Genomic DNA, 20,342 nt, shown 5'->3' with positions numbered 1-20,342 from the left:
CAAACCGCCGCCCGGACCAGCGCCGGGCGCCACTTGAGAGGAATAACCATGTCGAAGAAACTGTGGCCGGTTCTCATCTCCGCCTCCCTCGCCACCGCCGTCCTGGCCGGCTGCTCCGGCCCGGGGAGGAACTACAAGGTGGGCGTGGTCGGTTTCCAGCAGTGCCGTCCGGACCTGGTGCTGAAGGAGATCGGGTACAACGATATCAAGACCAGGAACGACGCGAACCTCTGCAGCAAGAAAGGGATGCCGGTCATCTTCGCCGCCGAGTTGGCGAGCCGGCTCCAGCAGCTGCTCAAGAAAGAGGTGGTCATCGTTCCGCTGGACGTGCCGTACAACTACAACATCCGTTCCCAGATCGACATTGCCCGGCGCGAGAAACTCGACTACGTGGTAGGCGGGAAGATCGACGGCTACGTGGACCCCAACGCGGTGGACCGTGCCCGGGCCGCCGGGATCCTCCCCTACACCGCGACGCTGTCGCCGACCCCGTCGGCCATCCCGGACAACGCCCCGACCGTCCTCTACGTCGATCTCAAGGTCGCCCGGACCTCCGACGGCAAGATCCTCTCCGAGCTGCAGTATTCGGAGGAGGGGGACAAGGGTGGGGATTACTACACCGCCGAGGTGGCGAAAAAGATCGCCGGGACCATCGGCAGCTACGAGTAGCCACTGAGTAACCAAGAGGGGCCCGGCACTGCAACGTGCCGGTCCCTCTTTCCGGTGAGAAAGTCCCCCTTTGAAAAAGGGGGATTTAGGGGGATTTGAAGCGGCCGGTGCGTGAGGAAATCCCCCCCGCCCCCCTTTTTCGAAGGGGGGACTTTCGGTCACTGACGTTATTCAATTCAATGAATTTTTAAAGGAGAGGACGATGAAGAGGATTGCGGTAGCAGCCCTGATGATGACGCTCTGGGCAGGCGCGGCGCTGGCCGACGACGGCGGCGCCAGCCAGATCGACGATACCTTCACCAAGGCCAAGGCGTGGTTAAGCCAGCAGAACCTCAGCGTGACCGGCGGCCCCAACGGGCGTGACGACAACGCCGCCTTCAGCCAGGAGGCCCTGGTCTTCTACGGCGAAGCAGTGGGCAACCCCGACGCCAGGACCCCCGCCCAGCGGGAGATGGGAGCCAAGCGGGCCGCCGTGGTGCTCGCCCAGCGCTCGGTGGCGGAATACCTCAACGGCTTCGCCCTGGTGGGCGATACCTCGGTCAAGGACGGCATGCTCCAGTACGACAGCGTCCGGAGCGCGGTCACCGGAATGGTGAAAGGGGTCCAGGTGGTGCTGCAGGAGTACAGCAAGGACAAGGACACCGCCATCGCCATCGTCAAGATCGGGCTTCACGGTCCCAAGGGGTTCGCCTCGGCGGTGTACGACCGGATGACCAAGGATCCCGAGCTGAAAAAGGCGGTGACCGAGCTGGATGGGAAGCCGGCTCCCAAGTACGAGCCCCCCGCGGCCACCCCGCCTCCGGCCGCTCCCCCCGTCGACTACGATGGCCTGATCGTCGATGCGACCGACCAGAACTTCAAGGCGGCGCTCATCAACCGCATCTTCAGCACCAAGAAGGAGCTCCTCTACGACCCGTCTAAGGTGAGCCAGAAGGTGCTGGTCGAGCAGGGGTGCGGCGAGTACACGAACAGCGTCGAAAAGGCCAAGGCCGCGCTCGAGGCCCGCGGCGTGAAGACCCCGCTGGTCATCAAAGCGGTCGGCACAGTGACCGCCGCCGACCTGCAGGTCAGCGACCAGGATGCGGTGGCCATCTTCTCCGCCAACCAGAAAGCCAACTTCCTGGCGGGCGCCAAGGTCGCCTTCGTACTGAAATAATTTCGTGCGGTCCGGCGGGAGCCAAATCTCCCTCCGGACCGCCGATTCCTTCCAGCCCCGCCGAGTCCCCGATCATCCCGCCGTTCCTTAATCCCCCGCCGTATTGAAATCCTCCCGCCGTTCCTGTCGCCCCCAGACGGCCTTCCTGTATAATTTCCCCAACTGCCCGATTTTTCCGGTTGGTGTGAAGATCACCCATGCAATATTGGGTTGCCTTTTTTCCCTTTTGCCTTTAATTTTGCACTTTGGTCCAGCCGGACCTTCATTAGACGTTTTCGGAGAATGTCCGAATGACACAACACGATACCACTGCCCCGCATATCCCGGGTTCCACCGTACCCGGCCACAAGCCGCTCGGGGAGATATTCGTCGAAAAGGGGATCCTCACCTCGGTTTCGGTTTCCCGGCTGATTGAGCACGCGCGGTCGAAGCACCTGAGGCTGGGAGAGCTTCTCGAGGTGATCGGGCTGGTCACCCCGGAGGAGCTGGCCGACGCCCTCGCGGTGCAGTACCGCAGCCGCAAGATCCACGATTTCGCCAAGTACGCCTTTCCCCCCGCGATGCTGAAGATGATCCCGCTGGAGCTGGCCGTCAAACATACCCTGTTCCCCCTGAAGGTGGACGGCGGCAAGCTCGGTCTCGCGGTGGCCGATCCCACCACCGGCCAGCTGTTCGACGAGATCGAGAAGCTCACCGGGCACAAGGTGGTGCTCTACGTTTCCACCCGGGTCGAAATCACCCGCGCAATCGCCCGCCACTACCTCGGCCAGCAGCAGATCGTCGAGGCGGGGAGCAAGAGCATCCTCGTCGTGGAGGACGACCAGTTGAACCGTGAGATGGTGGCCAAGATCCTGACCCGCAAGGGGTACCAGGTGGAGACCGCGCTCGACGGGATGGACGCCTTCACCAAGATCTTCACCCTCAAGCCGAGGATGGTGATCACCGACAAGGTCATGCCGAAGCTGGGAGGCTACGAGTTTCTCTTCGCTATCCGCAACATCCCGGAGTTCCGCTACATGCCGGTCATCCTGATGACTGCCGCGGCCACACCCGACGAGGAGAAGGAGGCCCTCGAAAAGGGATTCTTCGACTTCGTCCTCAAGCCGGTCAAGGAGATCGGCCTTTTAACCCGTGTCAAAAGAGCCTTCCAGAGCAGCGAACACATCTACGGAAAATAGCTGCCACCTGCACCCCCTTTCCAAAGCCGGTACCTGGGCGCCACACACCGCGCCCCCCGTACCGGTTTTCTATCTGTTCTTCGGGAAATGGTGGGTAATAGTTGCCGAAACGTCGTGCCCCCCCTCTGTTTTTCCGTCGCCGTCCCGCCGGGCAATTTCCCGCCTTTTCACTCATGAATTTTACCCGCTGGCCGATATAATGAAGTGACCGTCTCTCCTCACCCTTTCCCCCGACCGTCGCGCAGCAAGGAGATTCATGGAAGTCGCTCGAGAATCAGCCGCAACCTCCCGTGCCAACAGCAACGTACTGTTCAGACTGGTCGCCGTCGTCCTCCTCCTGAATCTCTTTGTCGCGAGCCTCGCCGCCTTGTCCCTTGGGCAGAGCAAGCGCCAGTACCTCGAGCGGGCCGCCCAGGACAGCAAGAACCTGTCGGAGGCCCTCGGCTACAGCATAACCGGGCTGGTCGATACCATTGACGTGGCCCTGTTGGCAGCGGTCGACGAGGCGGAAAGGGAAATCGCAGCCGGCGGGATCAAGCCTTCCGACTTCAGCCGTCACCTGAGCCGGCTGCAGGAGCGCCTTCCCGAGGTAGTGGCTTTACGGATGGCCAACGCACGGGGGGATCTAATCTACGGCGCCGGGGTGCCCGACGGTCACTTCACGCTGGCCGACCGCCCGTTCTTCCAGCAGCTGCGGGATGACCCGCGGGCGGAACTGGTCATCTCCTCTCCGGTCATGGGGAGGGTCACCCCCAAGCTCATCATCGCCTTCGCCCGGCGGATCAACAATCCCGATGGATCCTTCGCCGGTGTCATTTCCTGCCCCGTTGCGGTCGACACCATCCGGACCATGTTGTCCGCCATCGACGTCGGCCCCACCGGCGGCATCAGCCTGCGCGACGGCAACATGAGGATCATGGTCCGTCACCAGGGCACCTCGGGCGACACCAAGGTCATCGGCGTCTCCAAGATATCCCCCGAACTGCGCCTGCTACTCCAGGAGGGGCGGCAGCGAGGAACCTTCTATACCCCCTTGAGCTGGGACGGCGTCCCGAAGATGGTCTCCTTTCTCAAGGTGGGGCGCTATCCCCTCTACGTCCTGGTCGGCCTGGCGGAAAAGGACTTCCTGGCTCCCTGGCGGCGGGACCTTTTCCGGATGTCCTGCCTGGTCGGCGTCTTCGTGCTGGTGACCGTGCTGTTGTCGCGCCGGATCTACTACGGGTGGCAGAGCGAGGTGAGCGCCCAGGAGGCCCTCCGGTTCTCCCGCGACACCCTGGAACTGAGGGTGGCCGAACGGACCGAGGAGCTCGACCGCACCAACCGCCGGCTCTCCCGGGAGCTCGCCGAGCGAAAGACTATCGAGGAGGCACGCGACAAGGCGCTGGTGCTGCTGGAGACGCTGCTCGCCTCGTCCCCCACCGGCATCCAGGTCTTCGACGGTGCCACCGGCGACTGCGTGGTCGCCAACGAGACCCTGGCCGCCATGGTCGGCGGCACCAGATCGAGGCTTCTCTCCCAGAATTTCCGCATCCTGGGAAGCTGGAAGTCCTCAGGCGTCGATGCCATTGCCGAGGAGGTGCTCGTAACCGGGGTAACCCGGCACCTGGAGCGCCCCTTCGTCACTACCTTCGGCAGATCGGTCTACTTCGATTTCTTCATATCCCGTTGCGAGGTGGACGGCTGTCCGCACATCATGATGGTGGTGGTCGACGTCACCGAGCATAAACAGCTGCAGCTGGAGAAGCAGCGGATGGAAGAGCAGATGCGGCATGTGCAGAAGCTCGAGAGCCTGGGGGTGCTGGCGGGCGGAATCGCCCACGATTTCAACAATATTCTGATGGTGGTGACCGGTAACGCCGACCTGGCCCTGATGAGGCTTCCCGAGGATTCCCCGGCCCGCGACAACATCGCCCAGATCGAGGTGGCAGCCGGCCGTGCCGCGGAACTGGCCCGCCAGATGCTCGCCTACTCGGGGAAAGGGAAATTCCTCATCGAGGAACTGGACCTGAGCCACCTGGTGAAGGAGATGGGGCAGATGCTGGAGGTTTCCATCTCCAAGAAGACCGCCCTCAAATACGACTTCCAGCAGCCGTTGCCGGCCATCAGCGGCGATGCGAGCCAGTTGCGGCAGGTGGTCCTGAATCTGGTCATGAACGCCTCCGAGGCGATCGGGGAAAAGGCAGGGGTGATCACCCTGGCCACCGGCTCTATCGACTGCGACCGCGAAATGCTTTCCGATTCCTGGATCGACGACTCGCTTCCGGAAGGGCGCTACGTGGTCTTGGAGGTGAGCGACACCGGGTGCGGTATCGAGCCGGGCAACATCCAGAAGATCTTCGATCCCTTCTTCACCACCAAGTTCACCGGGCGCGGGCTCGGCATGGCCGCCGTGCTCGGGATCGTGCGCGGGCACCGGGGGGCCATCAAGGTCGAGAGCGAGGTGGGGAAGGGGACCACCTTCCGTGTGCTGCTTCCCGCCCTGGCGCTCCCGGCGCAGCGTCCGGTAACCCAGCCAGGGGACGGACTGTTCAGCGGCGAGGGGACCGTGCTTTTGGTGGACGACGAGGAGAACATCAGAAAACTCGGCGGGCACATGCTGTCCGCCATGGGGTTCGAGGTGCTGGTGGCGCGGGACGGGAGGGAGGCGCTGGAGGTCTACGGCCGGCACGGTCAGGAGATCGTCTGCGTGCTGCTCGACCTGACCATGCCCGAGATGGACGGCGAGCAGACCCTGAAGGAGCTGCGGCTGATCGACACTTCGGTGCCGGTCATCGTGGCGAGCGGTTACAGCGAATACGAGGTGGCGGAAAAGTTCAGCGAGGAGGGGGTGGCCTTCATCCAGAAGCCGTACCGGCTGATGGAGATGAGTAACAAGCTGCGGGAGGTGCTTTCGTGAGGGCGCATGGGGTCTACGGCCTATCGCACATCCTTGGGGGTGAGTCTCTGGACGCTCCCGAGGGAAGCTTTCTGTGATAGTCTCCAAAGGTCGTATTGCATCTGCTGAACCAACCAGCTTTCCGGTGTGGTGTCAAAGGCTATGGCAAGCCGCATTGCCATTTCAGGCGTTACTCCGCTCCTTGCATTCAATAGCGATGACAGTGCCTTCCTGCTGACTCCCAAAGCCTTGGCTGCCTCGGTTATTGAGAGCCCCAACGGTTCGATACAGAGAGCGCGAATAACTTCTCCAGGATGAGGAGGATTGTGCATCATGTCACGTTTCCTTTAATGGTAGTCCAGATAGTCGACGTCTACAGCGTCCTGCCCTTCGAAGCGGAAGATGACTCTCCAGTTTCCGCTGATCATTACCGAGTTGAGTCCCTCTAATCGACCTTTCAGCTCGTGGAGTCGTAGTCCCGGTAGGTCCATGTCTTTAGGTTCGTGGGCAGCATGTAGCCGGGCGAGGACCAGCCTGAGTCGGGCGGCGTGGTGGGCCTGAATCCCAGCCTTTGAGCCTGACTCGAAATACTTCTGAAGCCCCTTGTGCCGGAATGACAGGATCATGGAGAACTGTAACCCTTCCGGTTACGATTGGCAAGGAGCAAGAGAAAGGGGCGCAGCCGGTCGGCTGCGCCCCTTTTTATGAAAAACTGCGGTCTCTCTTCGCTCTAAAGTTACTTCCCGCCGGTCACCATCAGTTCGCTCACCAGCTTGGTGAAGCGGAGCGGGTCCTTGATCGGGCTCCCCTCGGTGAGGAGCGCCTGGTCGAAGAGGAGCTCGCAGTAGTCGCCGAGCTTGGCGTTTCCTTTGTCCTTCTCGTACATGGAGGTCATCACCTGCATGATCGGGTGATCCGGGTTTAATTCCAGGATCCTCTTCCCTTCCGGGACCTCCTGGTTCATCGCCTTGAGGATCTTCTCCATGTTGGCGTTCAGGCCCATCTCGTCGGCCACCAGGCAGCAGGCGCTCTCGGTCAGGCGCGAGGAGAGCCGGACCTCCTTCACCTTCTCCTTGAGGGTTTCCTGGATGAAGGAGAGGAGGGTGCCGTACTCCTTCTGGGCCTCCTCTTTCTGGGCCTCCTTCTCCTTCTTCTCCTCCTCGCTCTCGAGCTCGAGGTCGCCGCGGTCGATCGCCTTTAAGTGCTTCTCCTTGTACTCGTGGAGCGCCTGGACCACCCACTCGTCGACCGGGTCGGTCAGGTAGAGGACCTCGTAATCCTTCTTCTTGAAGACTTCCATGTAGGGAGAGTTCTCCACCGATTCACGGTTCACGCCGGTGATGTAGTAGATCTCTTTCTGAGACTCCGGCATCCTCTCCACGTACTCCTTGAACGAGACGAACTTCCCTTTATCGGTCTTGGAGCTTTCGAAGATGATCAGGTCCTGCAGCTTCTCCTTGTTGGCGTAGTCGAAGTGGATCCCTTCCTTGATGACCGGGCCGAACTCCGCCCAGAACGTGAGGTAGTCGTCCGGGTTCTTCTCCTTCATCTCGGCGAGGGTGGAGAGGATCTTGCCGACCAAGTTCTTCTGGATCCGCTTGATCTGGACGTCCTCCTGGAGGATTTCGCGGGAGACGTTCAAGGGAAGGTCGCTGGAGTCGACGACCCCTTTGACGAAGCGGAGGTAGTCGGGGAGCAGCGCCTCGCAGTTGTCGGTGATGTAGACCCGCTTCACGTAGAGGTGGACGCCCTTTTTGTGGTCGCGCAAGAAGAGGTCGAACGGTTTGTGGGACGGGATGTAGACGATGGACTTGAACTCGCTCACCCCTTCGGCGGAGTAGTGGATGGTGGAGAGCGGCTTGTCGTAATCGTGGGAGATGTGCTTGTAGAACTCCTCGTACTCCTCCTCGGTGATCTCGCTCTTCGGCCGGGCCCAGATGGCCTTCATCGAGTTCAGGGTCTCCTCGGCGGTGTTCTCGATGGTGCCGCCCCCCTCGATCACCTTGCCGTCCTGGTCCTTCACCGGCTCGCTGCGGGTGACGTCCATCACGACCGGGTACTGGACGTAGTCGGAGTACTTCTTGACGATGGAGCGGATCTTCCACTCCTCGAGGAACTCCTTCATGTCGTCTTTTAAGTGCAGGGTGATCTCGGTGCCGCGGAACTCCTTCTCGCACTCCTCGATGGTGTAGCTGCCGTCGCCGGTGGATTCCCAGCAGCAGCCGTACTCCTTGCCCCCGGCCTTCCTGGTCTTCAAGGTGACCTTGTCGGCGACCATGAAGGAGGCATAGAAACCGACCCCGAACTGGCCGATCAGCTCCGGGTTGTCGGTCGCGTTCTGCTCCTTGAGCGCGGCCACGAAGTTGCGGGTCCCCGACTTGGCGATGGTGCCGATGTTGTCGGCCACCTCGTCCATGGACATGCCGATACCGTTGTCGACGATGGTGAGGGTGCCAGCCTCCTTGTCAGCGTGGAGCTTGATCTTCCAGTCGGCGTTGCCTTCCAGAAGCTCCATGTTGGAGTGGGATTCGAACCTGATCTTGTCTATGGCGTCAGAGGCGTTGGAAATCAGCTCCCTCAGGAAAATCTCCTTGTTGGAGTAGAGGGAGTGGATCACCAGGTCCAGCAGCTGCTGTACCTCGGTCTCGAACTTTTTGACGGTTTTGCCCATTGGTTGGTAATCTCCTTTGGTCATGGTGGATTGGTCTGGCGGGAAGGTAATAACGATGGCGGCCGATTTCAAGGGGGGAGAGAAAAAAAGACAGACATTTGAGGCTGGGAACGCGGATGACGCGGATAAGACAGGGACAACTGCAATGGAACACGGATGACACGGATTTTGACGGATAAAGGCGGATCAGGACAAAGTCTTAAGGGGTAAGGCGGTACGTCAAAGGCTTTGAACGTGGATGACGCGGATTTGGCGGATTCACGCGGATCAATCTAAAACTCTTTTTTTGTAAAAGCTTTAGCCCTAAAACCTTCATCGGTACTCGGATTTGATTCGTGTTCTATCGTCTCTAAGGTTTAGGTTTAACCTTAAAAAGGTTTATCCGCGGAAATCCGCTCAATCCGCGTCATCCGCGTTCCATCGCCTTTGATCTAATACTGTCTGAGATACTGGTCGAGGATGGCGGGGTGGACGTTCAGCCGCATCACCTCCCACGCCTCGCGCAGCGCCTGCGCGTCGAAGAGCGCGTGATGCTGGGATCCCTCGGACGACTGGAGCGATTTCGCCCGCGCCTCCTGTAATAGCGGCACCAGCTCGGGGAAACTGTCGGAGTAAAAGGTGATGGGAGCCGGGCAGAGGTTGACCGGAACCGCCTCCAAGAGGAGGTCCAGCATGAGCACCCAGTCGTAGCGGGGTGCGTCGCTCACGACCCGGACGGGACAGCCGAAATCGGTCACCCACTGGGATAGCCGGGGACCGGCGTAGCTTCTCTCCTGCATGAACTCTCCCCCGGTCAAAAGGGGGAGGACGTTCTGGAGCACGAACCCGGAACATCCCACCGGGCTCCAGCCGTTGGCGAGCTCGCAGTAGAAGCTCTCGCCGCTGTCCGCCACCAGCGCGATACTGATCAGTTGCGGGTACTCGAGGTCGGTGAACTCGGCGTCGAGAAAGAGGAGCCTGGTCTTTTGCCCCGGCTCCAGTTCTCCCATCTTGTGGTAGGGGCGCTTGCGGATCTTGGCGTGATCGGGACAGAGGGTCTTGGCGAAGCCGTGCCCGAGCCTGAGCGAGCCAGCCGCACCGCACTCCTCGCAGGTGGCGGCGGCCTTGTGCTCGATGTCGCGGGCGAGTTCGCGGACCAAGAGGGAAGGGGAGTCGATCTTGATGAAGAGCCCCCCCAGCCGCTCTTCGGCCTGGACGGTCCCCACCTTCGGCATGGCGAGGTGCTCGAGCGCCTCGATCGCGGTGCAGAGGTCCCACACCAGGGGATACCACCCTCTGCCGCAAACCACGTGCCCGGGAGCGGCCCGCAGGTAACGCGGGAACCTTGCCGTCAGCGCGTCGAGGGCGATGTCTCCCTCCGGCTTGACCCTTCCCTCGTGGGGCAGGAACAGCTTTTCCGTGGACCGCTTGAACCTGACGATGAGGTCGACGACGGCGAGTGCGATGCGGCGGATGTGCTCTATGAGATTGGAAAGCTTACTCATTGGTCGTGGAGATTGTAACTAACGGCGGCAGCTTCGGCAACCGCGACTTTTCATTTCCCTATCCCACTATTTGATCATCCAAAACGCCGCTCCCGATCCCCTTGTGATCTGGTAACTCCGCTACTTTCCTTGACTCTTGATTCCCACTATGTTAATAAATGTAAGCTAAACCCATAAGCATCAAGGGCTAGCTTCCCTCCAAGGCCCAGCCCGGGCAACTACAAAAGGAGCCCTATGTATCATCCCGATTTCGCCTCGTTTCAATCCCTTTCCGCCCAAGGCAACCTGATTCCGGTCTACCGGGAAATCCTGGCCGACCTGGACACCCCCGTTGGCGCCTTCAAGAAGATCGATGACGGCCGCTACGGCTTCCTGCTCGAAAGTATCGAGGGGGGAGAGAAGTGGGGCCGCTACACCTTCCTGGGCTCCTCACCGGCGGTGGTCATCCGGGGCAAGGACAATTGGGTCGAGATCGTGGAAGGGGGAGAGGTGACCCGGGTCGAAGTGGAGGATCCGCTCGATTACATTCGTGGCTACATGGCCCGCTACACGCCGGTCGAAGTCCCGGGGATTCCCCGCTTTTTCGGTGGGGCGGTCGGGTACTTGGGCTACGATGCCGTCCGCCATTTCGAAAAGCTTCCCGAAAAGAACCGGCGCGAGATCGATGCCTACGATGCCTACTTCATCATTACCGACACGATCCTGATCTTCGACAGCCTCAGCCAGAAGATCAAGGTGGTCTCCAACGCCCACCTCGACGGCTCGGCGTCGCCCCAGGCCGCCTATGACGAGGCGGTGAAAAAGATCGAGGGGCTGATCGCGCGGCTCAAGGCACCGCTGGCCGCTGTCGAGAAGAAACCGTCCCAGGGGAAGGTCAACCTCACTTCCAACGTGAAGCGCGAGGATTTCGAGAACGCGGTGGTGCGCTGCAAGCAGTACGTGAAGGAGGGCGACATCATCCAGGTGGTGCTCTCCCAGCGCTTCTCCGGCGATCTCACCGTCGACCCCTTCGATATCTACCGCGTTTTGAGAACGCTCAATCCCTCTCCGTACATGTTCTTCCTGAGGATGGACGAGACCGTGGTGGTCGGCGCATCTCCCGAAGTCATGGTGCGCAAGGAAGGCGATCTCGTCGAGCTTCGCCCCATCGCCGGTACCCGCCCTCGCGGCGCGACACCGGCCGCCGACGAGGCGCTGGCCCGGGAGCTTCTGGCCGATCCCAAGGAGCGGGCCGAGCACGTTATGCTGGTCGATCTCGGCCGCAACGATCTTGGCCGGGTCTGCAACATCGGGAGCGTGAAGGTCTCCGAGCTGATGGTGATCGAGCGCTACTCCCACGTCATGCACATCGTCTCCAACGTCCAGGGCGAGCTCGCCCCCGGCCAGGATTCCTTCGACGTGGTGAGGGCCACCTTCCCGGCCGGGACCCTCTCCGGGGCGCCCAAGGTGCGGGCCATGGAGATCATCGAGGAGCTGGAAGGGATGCGCCGCGAGGTGTACGGCGGCGCGGTCGGCTACTTCTCCTTCTCCGGGAACATGGACATGGCGATCGCCATCAGGACCCTGGTGGTGAAGGACGGCAAGGTCCACCTCCAGTCCGGCGCCGGTATCGTCGCCGACTCCGACCCCGCCGCCGAGTACACGGAGACTGTCAACAAGGCGATGGCGGTGAAACGAGCCATCGAGATGGCAGAGAAGGGGTTGGACTGAGAGGACAAAGTCAAAGGCGATAGAACGCGGATGACGCGGATTGAGCGGATCTACGCGGATAAAACTTTTGATAGAAAAAGAAGCAAGGCAATAGAACACGGATCAATCTGATGGAACGGATTTGCACGGATAAAGCTTTGGGTTAAGGCTTTAGGGTTAAGAGGTAAGGCTTGAACAATAAAATGCTTTTGCCTGATCCGCGTTAATCCGCTAAATCCGCGTCATCCGCGTTCCAATGTCTTTGATTCAGATTTCCCGTCCTTTTCCGTGGTCCATGATTTTAAGTTTTGAGGTGTCTCAATGCTTCTGATGATAGATAACTACGATTCCTTCACCTACAACATCGTCCAGTACCTGGGCGAGCTGGGTGAGGACGTGCGGGTCTACCGCAACGACAAGATCACCATCGCCGAGATCGAGGCGCTCTCCCCGGACCGGATCGTGGTCTCCCCCGGCCCCTGTTCTCCGGAAGAGGCGGGGATCTCGGTCGAGGCGATCAGGCACTTTGCCGGGAAGATCCCCATCCTGGGTGTCTGCCTCGGCCACCAGTCCATCGGGTACGCCTTCGGCGGCATGGTCATCAAGAGTGCGACCCTCATGCACGGGAAGACGTCGCCCATCCACCATGACGGCAAGGGGCTCTTCGAGGGGCTTCCCAATCCCTTCAACGCCACCAGGTACCACTCGCTGATCGTCGAGCGGGAGAGCCTCCCCAAGGAGTTGGAGGTCACCGCCTGGGTGGCCGAGGGGGAGATCATGGGGATGCAGCACAAGACGCTTCCGATCTGGGGCGTGCAGTTCCACCCCGAGTCGATCCTGACCGAAGGAGGAATGGACCTCCTCAGGAACTTCCTCAGGATGACGAGGCAGTAGCCACGGAGATCATCGGAGCAAGGCTCAACGGCATTAGCCACGGAGCCACGGAGAACATCTGAGGAAACCAAATCTTTAAGGGTAAAGTCTTTGACTTACCCCCCTGATAGTCAGGTTGTTTCTCTCCGAAGTTCTCCGTGCCTCCGTGGCACAAGGTTTTAGAGGTTTGTTTTCTCCGGAACTCTCCGTGTCTCCGTGGCACCAAAGGAGCCGAAATGATTCGTAAAGCGATTGCCAGGGTGGTAGAGCGGCAGGACTTGAGCGAGCCGGAAATGATCGAGGTGATGGACCAGGTCATGTCCGGGGGCGCCACCCCGGCCCAGATCGCCTCCTTCATCACCGCCCTTCGCATGAAGGGTGAGACGGTCGACGAGATCACCGGCGCCGCCCGCGTCATGCGCGACCGCGTCATGCCCATCAGGGTAGGAAAGCGGGTCCTCGACCTGGACCGCGACGAGATCAACCTCGACCAGGAAACGATCCTCGATACCTGCGGCACCGGCGGCAGCGGTACCAACAGTTTCAACATCTCCACCACGGTAGCTTTCGTGGTCTCCTCCTGCGGGATCAAGGTCGCCAAGCACGGCAACCGCGCCGTCTCCTCCTCCTGCGGGTCGGCGGATGTCCTCGAGTCCCTGGGGGTGAACCTGGACGTGACCCCGGAAACGGTGGAGCGGTGCATCGCCGAGATCGGCATCGGGTTCCTTTTCGCCCCGGCGCTCCACGGTGCCATGAAGCACGCCATCGGCCCCCGGCGCGAGATCGGCATCCGTACCATCTTCAACGTGCTCGGCCCGCTGACCAACCCGGCGGGCGCCGACTGCCAGGTGCTCGGGGTCTACCGCCCCGAACTGGTCGACAAGATCGGCCACGTGCTGAAGAACCTCGGCTGCAAACGTGGCTTCGTCGTCCACGGTCTGGACGGCATGGACGAGATCACCCTCAACGGCGAGACCCGGGTGGCCGAGGTGACCCGGGAGGGGGTCGAGGTAACAGTGATCTCTCCCGAAGAGTTCGGGCTTAAGCGTTGTGCCGCCGCCGAACTGCGCGGAGGCGATGCCAAGGGGAACGCGGGTATCGTCAGGGACATCCTGGCAGGCGTGAACGGGCCCAAGCGCGACATCGTCCTGTTGAACGCGGGCTATGCCCTGGTGGCAGCCGGCAAGGCCACCGGCGTCATGGAAGGGCTCCGCATGGCCGAAGACGCCATCGACTCGGGCCGGGCAGCAAAACAGCTGGAAAAACTGGCGGCAATGACCAACGAAAGCGAATAGGAACAAAGCGAAATAGAACACGGATCAAATCTGATTGAACGGATTTCCACGGATAAAGCTATTTGGGGTCCATGCTTTAACCTTAAAAGCTTTTGCTTGATCGGCCTTTATCCGTTCAATCCGTGTCATCCGTGTTCCATGATTTGTCTATAGGGATTTACATGTCCAACATTCCTGATGTCCTCAAAAAGATAGTCGATTACAAGCAGGGCGAAGTCGCCGCCGAGAAGGCCGCGTCTCCGCTTTCCGAGATCGTCGCCCGCATCGGCGATCTCGAAGACAACCCCCGCGGCTTCGAAATGGCGCTGCGGAACTCCCGCGAGTCCGGCTGGACCGCCATCATCGCCGAGGTCAAGAAAGGCTCCCCGTCCAAAGGTGTCATCCGCGAGGACTTCGATCCCCTCGATATCGCGCTGACCTACCAGAACAACGGCGCCACCTGCCTGTCGGTTTTGACCGACGAGCACTTCTTCCTCGGCCATCTGGGCTACCTCGCCCTGATCCGCGAACAGGTGAGCCTTCCGCTTTTGCGCAAGGACTTCATCTTCGACCCGTACCAGATCTACCAGGCGAGGGCCGCCGGCGCCGATGCCATTCTCCTGATCGCCGCCATGCTCGATCTCCCGCAGCTGCGCGACTTCCATGCCCTCGCCCGGGAACTCTCGCTGGACGTCTTGCTGGAGGTCCACGACGATCGCGAGCTGGAGACCGCCCTTAAAACCGACTGCCGCCTGATCGGCATCAACAACCGTAACCTCCGGACCTTCGAGGTGGATATCGCCACTTCCGAACGTCTGGCGGCCCAGATTCCAGACGGCTACCTTATCGTTGCCGAGAGCGGGATCAACCACCGCGAGGAGATCGTCCGCCTAAGCGAGAATCGCATCGACGCCTTCCTGATCGGGGAATCGCTGGTGCGCGAGGAAGATATCGGGGAAAAACTGCGCGAACTGCTTGGCTAATTTCATGCAATGTAAAAAGGAGCGGGCCATGAACACGAAGATCGTCCTGGAAGAGACCAAAATTCCGAAGCAGTGGTACAACATCATCCCCGACATGCCCGGGCCGCTGCATCCGGTCATCAATCCGCAGACCCTCCAGCCCGTCACTCCCGACGACATGCTGGCCATCTTCCCGATGTCCCTCATCGAGCAGGAGATGTCCAACCAGCGCTGGATCGACATCCCCGATGAGGTCCGGGAGATCTATAAGCTCTGGAGGCCGTCGCCCTTGTACCGCGCACGCCGCCTCGAGCAGGCGCTCGGCACCCCGGCCAAGATCTACTACAAGTATGAAGGTGTCTCGCCGGCCGGTTCGCACAAGCCGAACTCCGCGATTCCTCAGGCCTACTACAACAAGCAGGCGGGCATCCGCAGGCTCGCGACCGAGACCGGCGCCGGGCAGTGGGGGAGTTCGCTGGCCTTGGCCTGCTCGATGTTCGGGCTGGAGTGTACCATCTACATGGTGAAGGTCTCCTGCACCCAGAAACCGTACCGGAAAAGTATGATGCAGCTGTGGGGGGCCCAGGTGTTCCCGTCCCCCTCCGAGTTCACCAACTCCGGGCGTTCCATCCTGGCCCACGATCCCGATAACCCGGGGAGCCTCGGCATCGCTATCTCCGAGGCGGTCGAGGACGCCGCCACCCACGCCGACACCAACTATGCGCTGGGAAGCGTGTTGAACCACGTCTGCCTCCACCAGACCGTCATCGGCCTGGAGGCCAAGGACCAGCTCGCCACCGTGGGGGATTACCCGGACGTCGTCATCGCCTGCTGCGGCGGCGGATCCAACTTCGCCGGTCTCGCCTTCCCGTTCATCTCCGACCGCGCGAATGGCAAAAAAGTCCGTGCCCTGGCTGTCGAGCCCGCCTCCTGCCCGACGCTGACCAAGGGGATCTATGCCTTCGACTACGGCGATACCGTTAAGATGGCCCCGATCATGAAGATGTACACCCTCGGCCACGATTTCGTGCCGCCGGGGATCCATGCCGGCGGTCTCCGTTACCACGGCGACTCCGCGCTGGTTTCCCAGCTCTACCAGGCAGGGGAGATCGAGGCTAAGGCGTACAAGCAGAACTCCTGCTTCGAGGGCGCCTTGCTCTTCGCCAGGAGCGAAGGGATCGTTCCGGCCCCTGAATCCTCCCACGCCGTGCGTGCCGCCATCGACGAGGCCGTGCTGGCCAAGGAAGAGGGGAAAGAGAAGACCATCCTGTTCGGGCTTTCCGGCCACGGCCAGCTCGACATGGCCGCCTACGACGCGTACCTCTCCGGCTCGCTCGAAGACTTCGAGTACCCGGAGGAGAAGATCCGCGAAGCGCTCCAGCGGCTGCCGAAGGTGGCACTGTAGGAAGACCCAGAGACACAGGCACTAGAACGCGGATGACGCGGATTTTGCGGATTTTGCGGATAAACCTTTTAAAGGTTAAGCTCAAACCTTTAACACAATGGAACACGGATCAAATCTGATGTAACGGATATACACGGATAAAGCTTAGGGGTAAGGCTTTTACAATAAAAGAGTCTTTGATTGATCCGCGTGTATCCGCTCAATCCGCGTCATCCGCGTTCCAAGGTTCGGTTAGGGTTTTGCCTGATCCGCCTTTATCCGTTATATCCGTGTCATCCGTGTTCCACAGTTTTGCTGTTTCTGTACGTAACTAAGTAATTTTAAGGGTATACAGCGATGACAAAGGTGAAGATCTGTGGCATAACTTCTGTGGAGGATGCCCTGATGGCCGCCGCGGCCGGGGCTGACGCCCTGGGGTTCATCTTCTTCGAGAAATCCCCGCGCTTTCTCGACACGGAAAAGGCCGCCTCCATCATCACCTCGCTTCCCCCCTTCATCCAGGTGGTGGGGCTTTTCGTCAACGCTCCCCTTGAATTCGTCAACGATACCGCCGACCGCTGCCGCCTCGACATCGCCCAGCTCCATGGCGACGAGAGTCCCGATTACTGCGGGGAGGTGCGCCGCAGGGTTATGAAAGCCTTCCGGGTGCGGGGAATGGAATCTCTCGCCGCGATGCCCGATTACCGGGTGGCGGGGTATGTGCTCGATGCCTATTCCCCCAACGCCTACGGCGGTACCGGAGCCAAGTTCGACTGGGAGTGCGCGGTAGCCGCCAAGGCACATGGCCCGATCGTCCTGGCCGGCGGACTCGAACCGGACAATGTCACCTCAGCGGTTGCGCAGGTCGCCCCCTACGGCGTCGATGTCTCCAGCGGCGTGGAGCTTTCTCCCGGCGTGAAGGATCCGGAAAAAGTCAGGAACTTCATCCGGCGGGCGAAGGGTTTTTGATTACCCCTATTAGCCCCTGAACGGTCAGGCGGCGCCAATAACTACTACCTGAGCTTTTCCCACTTTCGCAGACTCTCTCTCTTTCAAGGGGAGGGGGGATGAGGATGGGGATTAATTGGCATATCGACGTAACAACGTCTAACAAAACAAAGGAGTGGAAATGAAGATTATCGTAACCGATGAGGTGGCTCAAGAAGGTTTGGCCCTTTTGCTCAACGACCCGCGTGTGCAACTGGACATCAAGCTGGGACTGAAGAAGGAAGAGCTTCACTCCATCATTGGTAACTACGATGGTATCATCACCAGGAGCGGCACCACCGTCGACAAGGCTCTCCTCGATGCCGGCAAGAACCTCAAGATGGTCGCCCGCGCCGGGGTCGGGGTCGACAACGTCGACGTCGAGTACGCCAGTGCCAAAGGGGTCATCGTCGTCAATGCTCCTTTCGGCAACACCAACAGCGCCGCCGAGCACACCATGGCGCTGCTGCTTTCCTTCTGCCGCAACGTGACCCAGGCCAACGGCTCCCTCAAAAGCGGCGCCTGGAAACGTGCCCCCTTCACCGGTTACGAGCTGAAAGGGAAAAAGGCCGGCGTCATTGGCCTCGGCAAGGTCGGCGGCCGGGTCGCTACCCGTCTCAAAGCATTCGAGTGCGATGTCATCGCCTGCGACCCCTACATCGCCGAGAAGAGGGCCCAGGACCTCGGCGTCAAGCTCGTTTCTCTCGACGAGGTGATCCGCACCTGCGACATCATCACCGTCCACACCCCGCTCACCGACGAGACCCGCGACATGATCGGCGCCAAGGAATTCGCCGCCATGAAGGACGGCGTCATCATCATCAACTGCGCCCGCGGCGGCATCTATAACGAGCAGGCCACCCTCGACGCCCTCAACTCCGGCAAGGTCACCGGCGCCGCCTTCGACGTCTGGAGCCACGAACCCCCCGACTCCGAAGTGCTCAAGGGGCTGATCGGCCACCCGAAGATGGTCGTCACCCCGCACCTGGGCGCCAATACCTTCGAGGCCCAGGTCAACGTCGCCGTCGACGTCTCCCAGGAGATCATTCATTACCTCGACGAGCAGCCGCTGGAGAATGCCATCAACATCCCACGCTTCGACGCTTCCCTCATGGGGCAGATGCGGCCGTACCTGAACCTGGTGAATGTCCTGGCCGACTTCATCATCCAGCTCGTGGACACCAACGTCAACAAGGTGACCTTCTCCTACACCGGCAACCTGGCCCAGTACGACTGCACCCCGATCACCGTCTGCGGTCTGGCTTCCCTTCTGAACCGGCGCGTGGATCAGGACGTCAACATGGTCAACGCCCAGCTGGTAGCCCAGCGGATGGGGATCGTGGTCAGCGAGGAGAAATCGAGCCAGTCCGAAGCCTTCTCCAACATGATTACCGTGAGCCTGGAAGGCTCGGGCGAGAAGCGGCTGATCTCCGGAGCATTGTTCGAGGGCATCCCCAGGATCGTGAAGCTGCGCGACTTCCAGATGGACTTCCGTCCCGAAGAGCACATGCTGCTTTTGTCCTACGGCGACCGTCCGGGTATCATCGGCAAGATCGGCACCATCCTCGGCGAGAGCGACATCAACATCGCCTCCATGAACCTCGGCCGCCGCGAGAAGAAAGGGGAGGCCATGGTCATCCTTTCGCTGGACTGCGCCGTTCCCGCGGACGTGGTCGAGAAGGTCAAGAAGGCCACCGAGGCGACCTTCATCAAGCCGCTCTACCTGGTAACCGCCAAAGGGTAAGACGATAACAGCCTATAAAGTAAAAGGCCCCGGGGGAATCCCTCGGGGCCTTTTTACATCAATGACTAACATCAACGGCGACAGAACACGGATGACACGGATTGAGCGGCTAAAGGCGGATCAGGCAAAGAGTCAAAAGCATGGAACGCGGATGACGCGGATTGAGCGGATACACGCGGATCAATCAAAGACTCTTTTAGTGTAAAGGCCTTCCCTCTAAAAGCTTGACCCGTGTAAATCCGTTACATCAGATTTGATCCGTGTTCCATTGCCTTTGTCTTAGGTTTATCCGCCGTTATCGTTTTATACGAGCTTTCTACCGCCGCACTTCTTGAGTCTCGCGTGTGCCTCGCGCAGCGCCTTCTCGGTGGTCTCCCAGCTGATGCAGCTGTCGGTGATGGAGACGCCGTAGGCGAGCTTGGAGGTGTCGGCAACCATCGGCTGGTTCCCGTCCTTCAGGTAGCTCTCGATCATCACGCTCGAGATCGAACGGTTCCCCGCCTCGATCTGGTCGATCACGCTCGATAGGACCTTCGGCTGATTCTCGTACTTCTTCTCGGAGTTTCCGTGGCTGCAGTCGACCATGATGGTCGGATTGAGACCGGCCTTGTTGAGCATCTCCTCGGTATTGGCGATGTCCTCGGGGGAATAGTTCGGCTTCTTGCCGCCGCGGAGCACCATGTGTACGTCGGGGTTTCCGTTGGTCTGCACGATGGAGGTCAGGCCGTCGCGGTTGATGCCGAGGAAGCTGTGGGAATGCAGCGCTGCCTTCATGGCGTCGATTGCGATCTGGAGGTTGCCGTCGGTGCCGTTTTTGAAGCCGATCGGGAAGGAGAGGCCGCTGGCCATCTCGCGGTGGGTCTGCGATTCGGTGGTCCGGGCACCGATGGCGCCCCAGCAGAGGAGGTCGGCCAGGTACTCGGGGGTGATGGGATCGAGCATCTCGGTCGCTACCGGAAGCCCCATCTCGGTGATGGCGCACAAAAGCCGGCGGGCGATCCCCAGACCCTTCGAGATCAGGTGGGTCCCGTTCATGTCCGGGTCGTTGATGAGCCCCTTCCAGCCGATGGTGGTACGCGGCTTCTCGAAATAGACCCTCATGATCAGGAGCAGCTCGTCGGAAAGCTCGCGGGAGAGCGCCGCCAGTTTCTCGGCATACTCCAGGGCACCTTTGGGGTCGTGGATCGAGCAGGGACCGACCACCACCAAGAGCCGCTTGTCCTCGCCCCGCAGGATGCGGATGATGGCGTTGCGGTTCTCGGTGACATAGGTGCTCGACTGCTCGGAGACCGGAAAGACCTGCCTGAGGTCGGTCGGTGCGATGATGGGAGTAATGCTTTTGATTTTGAGATTATTGGTCTTGATCATGAGCGCTCCGCCTAGTGCTTTTTAATGT

16 protein-coding genes are annotated in these 20,342 nt (G+C 60.5%); 11 read left to right on the top strand and 5 right to left on the bottom strand.

The window, feature by feature from the left end; all coding sequences use genetic code 11:
* The first annotated feature begins 48 nt into the window (after positions 1-48).
* The 4 genes from L4X63_RS18780 (at position 49) to L4X63_RS18765 (ending at position 5,899) form a co-directional block, all read left to right on the top strand.
* Positions 49-669, top strand: a complete 621-nt coding sequence (locus tag L4X63_RS18780) for a hypothetical protein (RefSeq protein WP_250680195.1) — start codon at positions 49-51, stop codon at positions 667-669.
* Between the two features lie 202 nt (positions 670-871).
* A complete protein-coding gene (locus L4X63_RS18775) occupies positions 872-1,825 on the top strand; it encodes a TP0624 family protein (RefSeq protein WP_250680194.1) in 954 nt (317 codons plus the stop codon).
* Between the two features lie 290 nt (positions 1,826-2,115).
* Positions 2,116-3,003 carry a response regulator gene (locus L4X63_RS18770; RefSeq protein ID WP_250680193.1) on the top strand — a complete coding sequence of 296 codons (888 nt, stop codon included), beginning with the start codon at positions 2,116-2,118 and terminating at the stop codon, positions 3,001-3,003.
* A gap of 256 nt (positions 3,004-3,259) precedes the next feature.
* The gene (locus tag L4X63_RS18765; protein WP_250680192.1) at positions 3,260-5,899 is read left to right on the top strand and encodes a hybrid sensor histidine kinase/response regulator; all 2,640 of its coding nucleotides are present in this window, start codon (positions 3,260-3,262) and stop codon (positions 5,897-5,899) included.
* Between the two features lie 20 nt (positions 5,900-5,919).
* On the opposite strand, the gene L4X63_RS18760 is transcribed toward L4X63_RS18765, so the two are convergent.
* The 4 genes from L4X63_RS18760 to L4X63_RS18745 all read right to left on the bottom strand — a co-directional run bounded on the left by L4X63_RS18760 (position 5,920) and on the right by L4X63_RS18745 (position 10,033).
* Positions 5,920-6,210, bottom strand: coding sequence for a HigA family addiction module antitoxin (locus L4X63_RS18760; RefSeq protein ID WP_250680308.1), 291 nt, complete (start codon positions 6,208-6,210; stop codon positions 5,920-5,922).
* Positions 6,211-6,225: 15 nt separating this feature from the next.
* Positions 6,226-6,504, bottom strand: coding sequence for a type II toxin-antitoxin system RelE/ParE family toxin (locus tag L4X63_RS18755; protein ID WP_250680191.1), 279 nt, complete (start codon positions 6,502-6,504; stop codon positions 6,226-6,228).
* 110 nt (positions 6,505-6,614) lie between these two features.
* On the bottom strand, positions 6,615-8,549 hold the full coding sequence (gene htpG, locus L4X63_RS18750; RefSeq protein WP_250680190.1) for a molecular chaperone HtpG: 1,935 nt from the start codon (positions 8,547-8,549) through the stop codon (positions 6,615-6,617).
* A gap of 431 nt (positions 8,550-8,980) precedes the next feature.
* On the bottom strand, positions 8,981-10,033 hold the full coding sequence (locus tag L4X63_RS18745; RefSeq protein ID WP_250680189.1) for a hypothetical protein: 1,053 nt from the start codon (positions 10,031-10,033) through the stop codon (positions 8,981-8,983).
* Positions 10,034-10,267: 234 nt separating this feature from the next.
* Here L4X63_RS18745 and trpE point away from each other — a divergent pair, with 234 nt between their 5' ends.
* The 7 genes from trpE (at position 10,268) to serA (ending at position 18,946) form a co-directional block, all read left to right on the top strand.
* A complete protein-coding gene (gene trpE, locus L4X63_RS18740; protein ID WP_250680188.1) occupies positions 10,268-11,743 on the top strand; it encodes an anthranilate synthase component I in 1,476 nt (491 codons plus the stop codon).
* Between the two features lie 300 nt (positions 11,744-12,043).
* Positions 12,044-12,616 carry an anthranilate synthase component II gene (locus tag L4X63_RS18735; RefSeq protein ID WP_250680187.1) on the top strand — a complete coding sequence of 191 codons (573 nt, stop codon included), beginning with the start codon at positions 12,044-12,046 and terminating at the stop codon, positions 12,614-12,616.
* A gap of 215 nt (positions 12,617-12,831) precedes the next feature.
* Positions 12,832-13,890, top strand: a complete 1,059-nt coding sequence (gene trpD / locus L4X63_RS18730; RefSeq protein WP_250680186.1) for an anthranilate phosphoribosyltransferase — start codon at positions 12,832-12,834, stop codon at positions 13,888-13,890.
* Positions 13,891-14,051: 161 nt separating this feature from the next.
* On the top strand, positions 14,052-14,852 hold the full coding sequence (trpC, locus tag L4X63_RS18725; protein WP_250680185.1) for an indole-3-glycerol phosphate synthase TrpC: 801 nt from the start codon (positions 14,052-14,054) through the stop codon (positions 14,850-14,852).
* Between the two features lie 28 nt (positions 14,853-14,880).
* Positions 14,881-16,236 carry a TrpB-like pyridoxal phosphate-dependent enzyme gene (locus L4X63_RS18720; RefSeq protein WP_250680184.1) on the top strand — a complete coding sequence of 452 codons (1,356 nt, stop codon included), beginning with the start codon at positions 14,881-14,883 and terminating at the stop codon, positions 16,234-16,236.
* Positions 16,237-16,572: 336 nt separating this feature from the next.
* Positions 16,573-17,184 (top strand): phosphoribosylanthranilate isomerase, encoded by a 612-nt coding sequence (locus L4X63_RS18715; RefSeq protein WP_250680183.1) that lies wholly within the window; start codon positions 16,573-16,575, stop codon positions 17,182-17,184.
* 160 nt (positions 17,185-17,344) lie between these two features.
* Positions 17,345-18,946: a phosphoglycerate dehydrogenase gene (serA, locus tag L4X63_RS18710; protein ID WP_250680182.1), complete on the top strand. Its 1,602-nt coding sequence runs from the start codon at positions 17,345-17,347 to the stop codon at positions 18,944-18,946.
* A 303-nt stretch (positions 18,947-19,249) separates the two neighbouring features.
* Here serA and L4X63_RS18705 read toward each other — a convergent pair whose 3' ends face one another.
* A complete protein-coding gene (locus tag L4X63_RS18705; protein WP_250680181.1) occupies positions 19,250-20,314 on the bottom strand; it encodes a 3-deoxy-7-phosphoheptulonate synthase in 1,065 nt (354 codons plus the stop codon).
* Positions 20,315-20,342: the final 28 nt, after the last annotated feature.

This window comes from Geomonas sp. Red32 (assembly GCF_023652955.1).
GTDB lineage: Bacteria > Desulfobacterota > Desulfuromonadia > Geobacterales > Geobacteraceae > Geomonas.
This window is presented reverse-complemented; position numbering and strand designations above follow the sequence as displayed.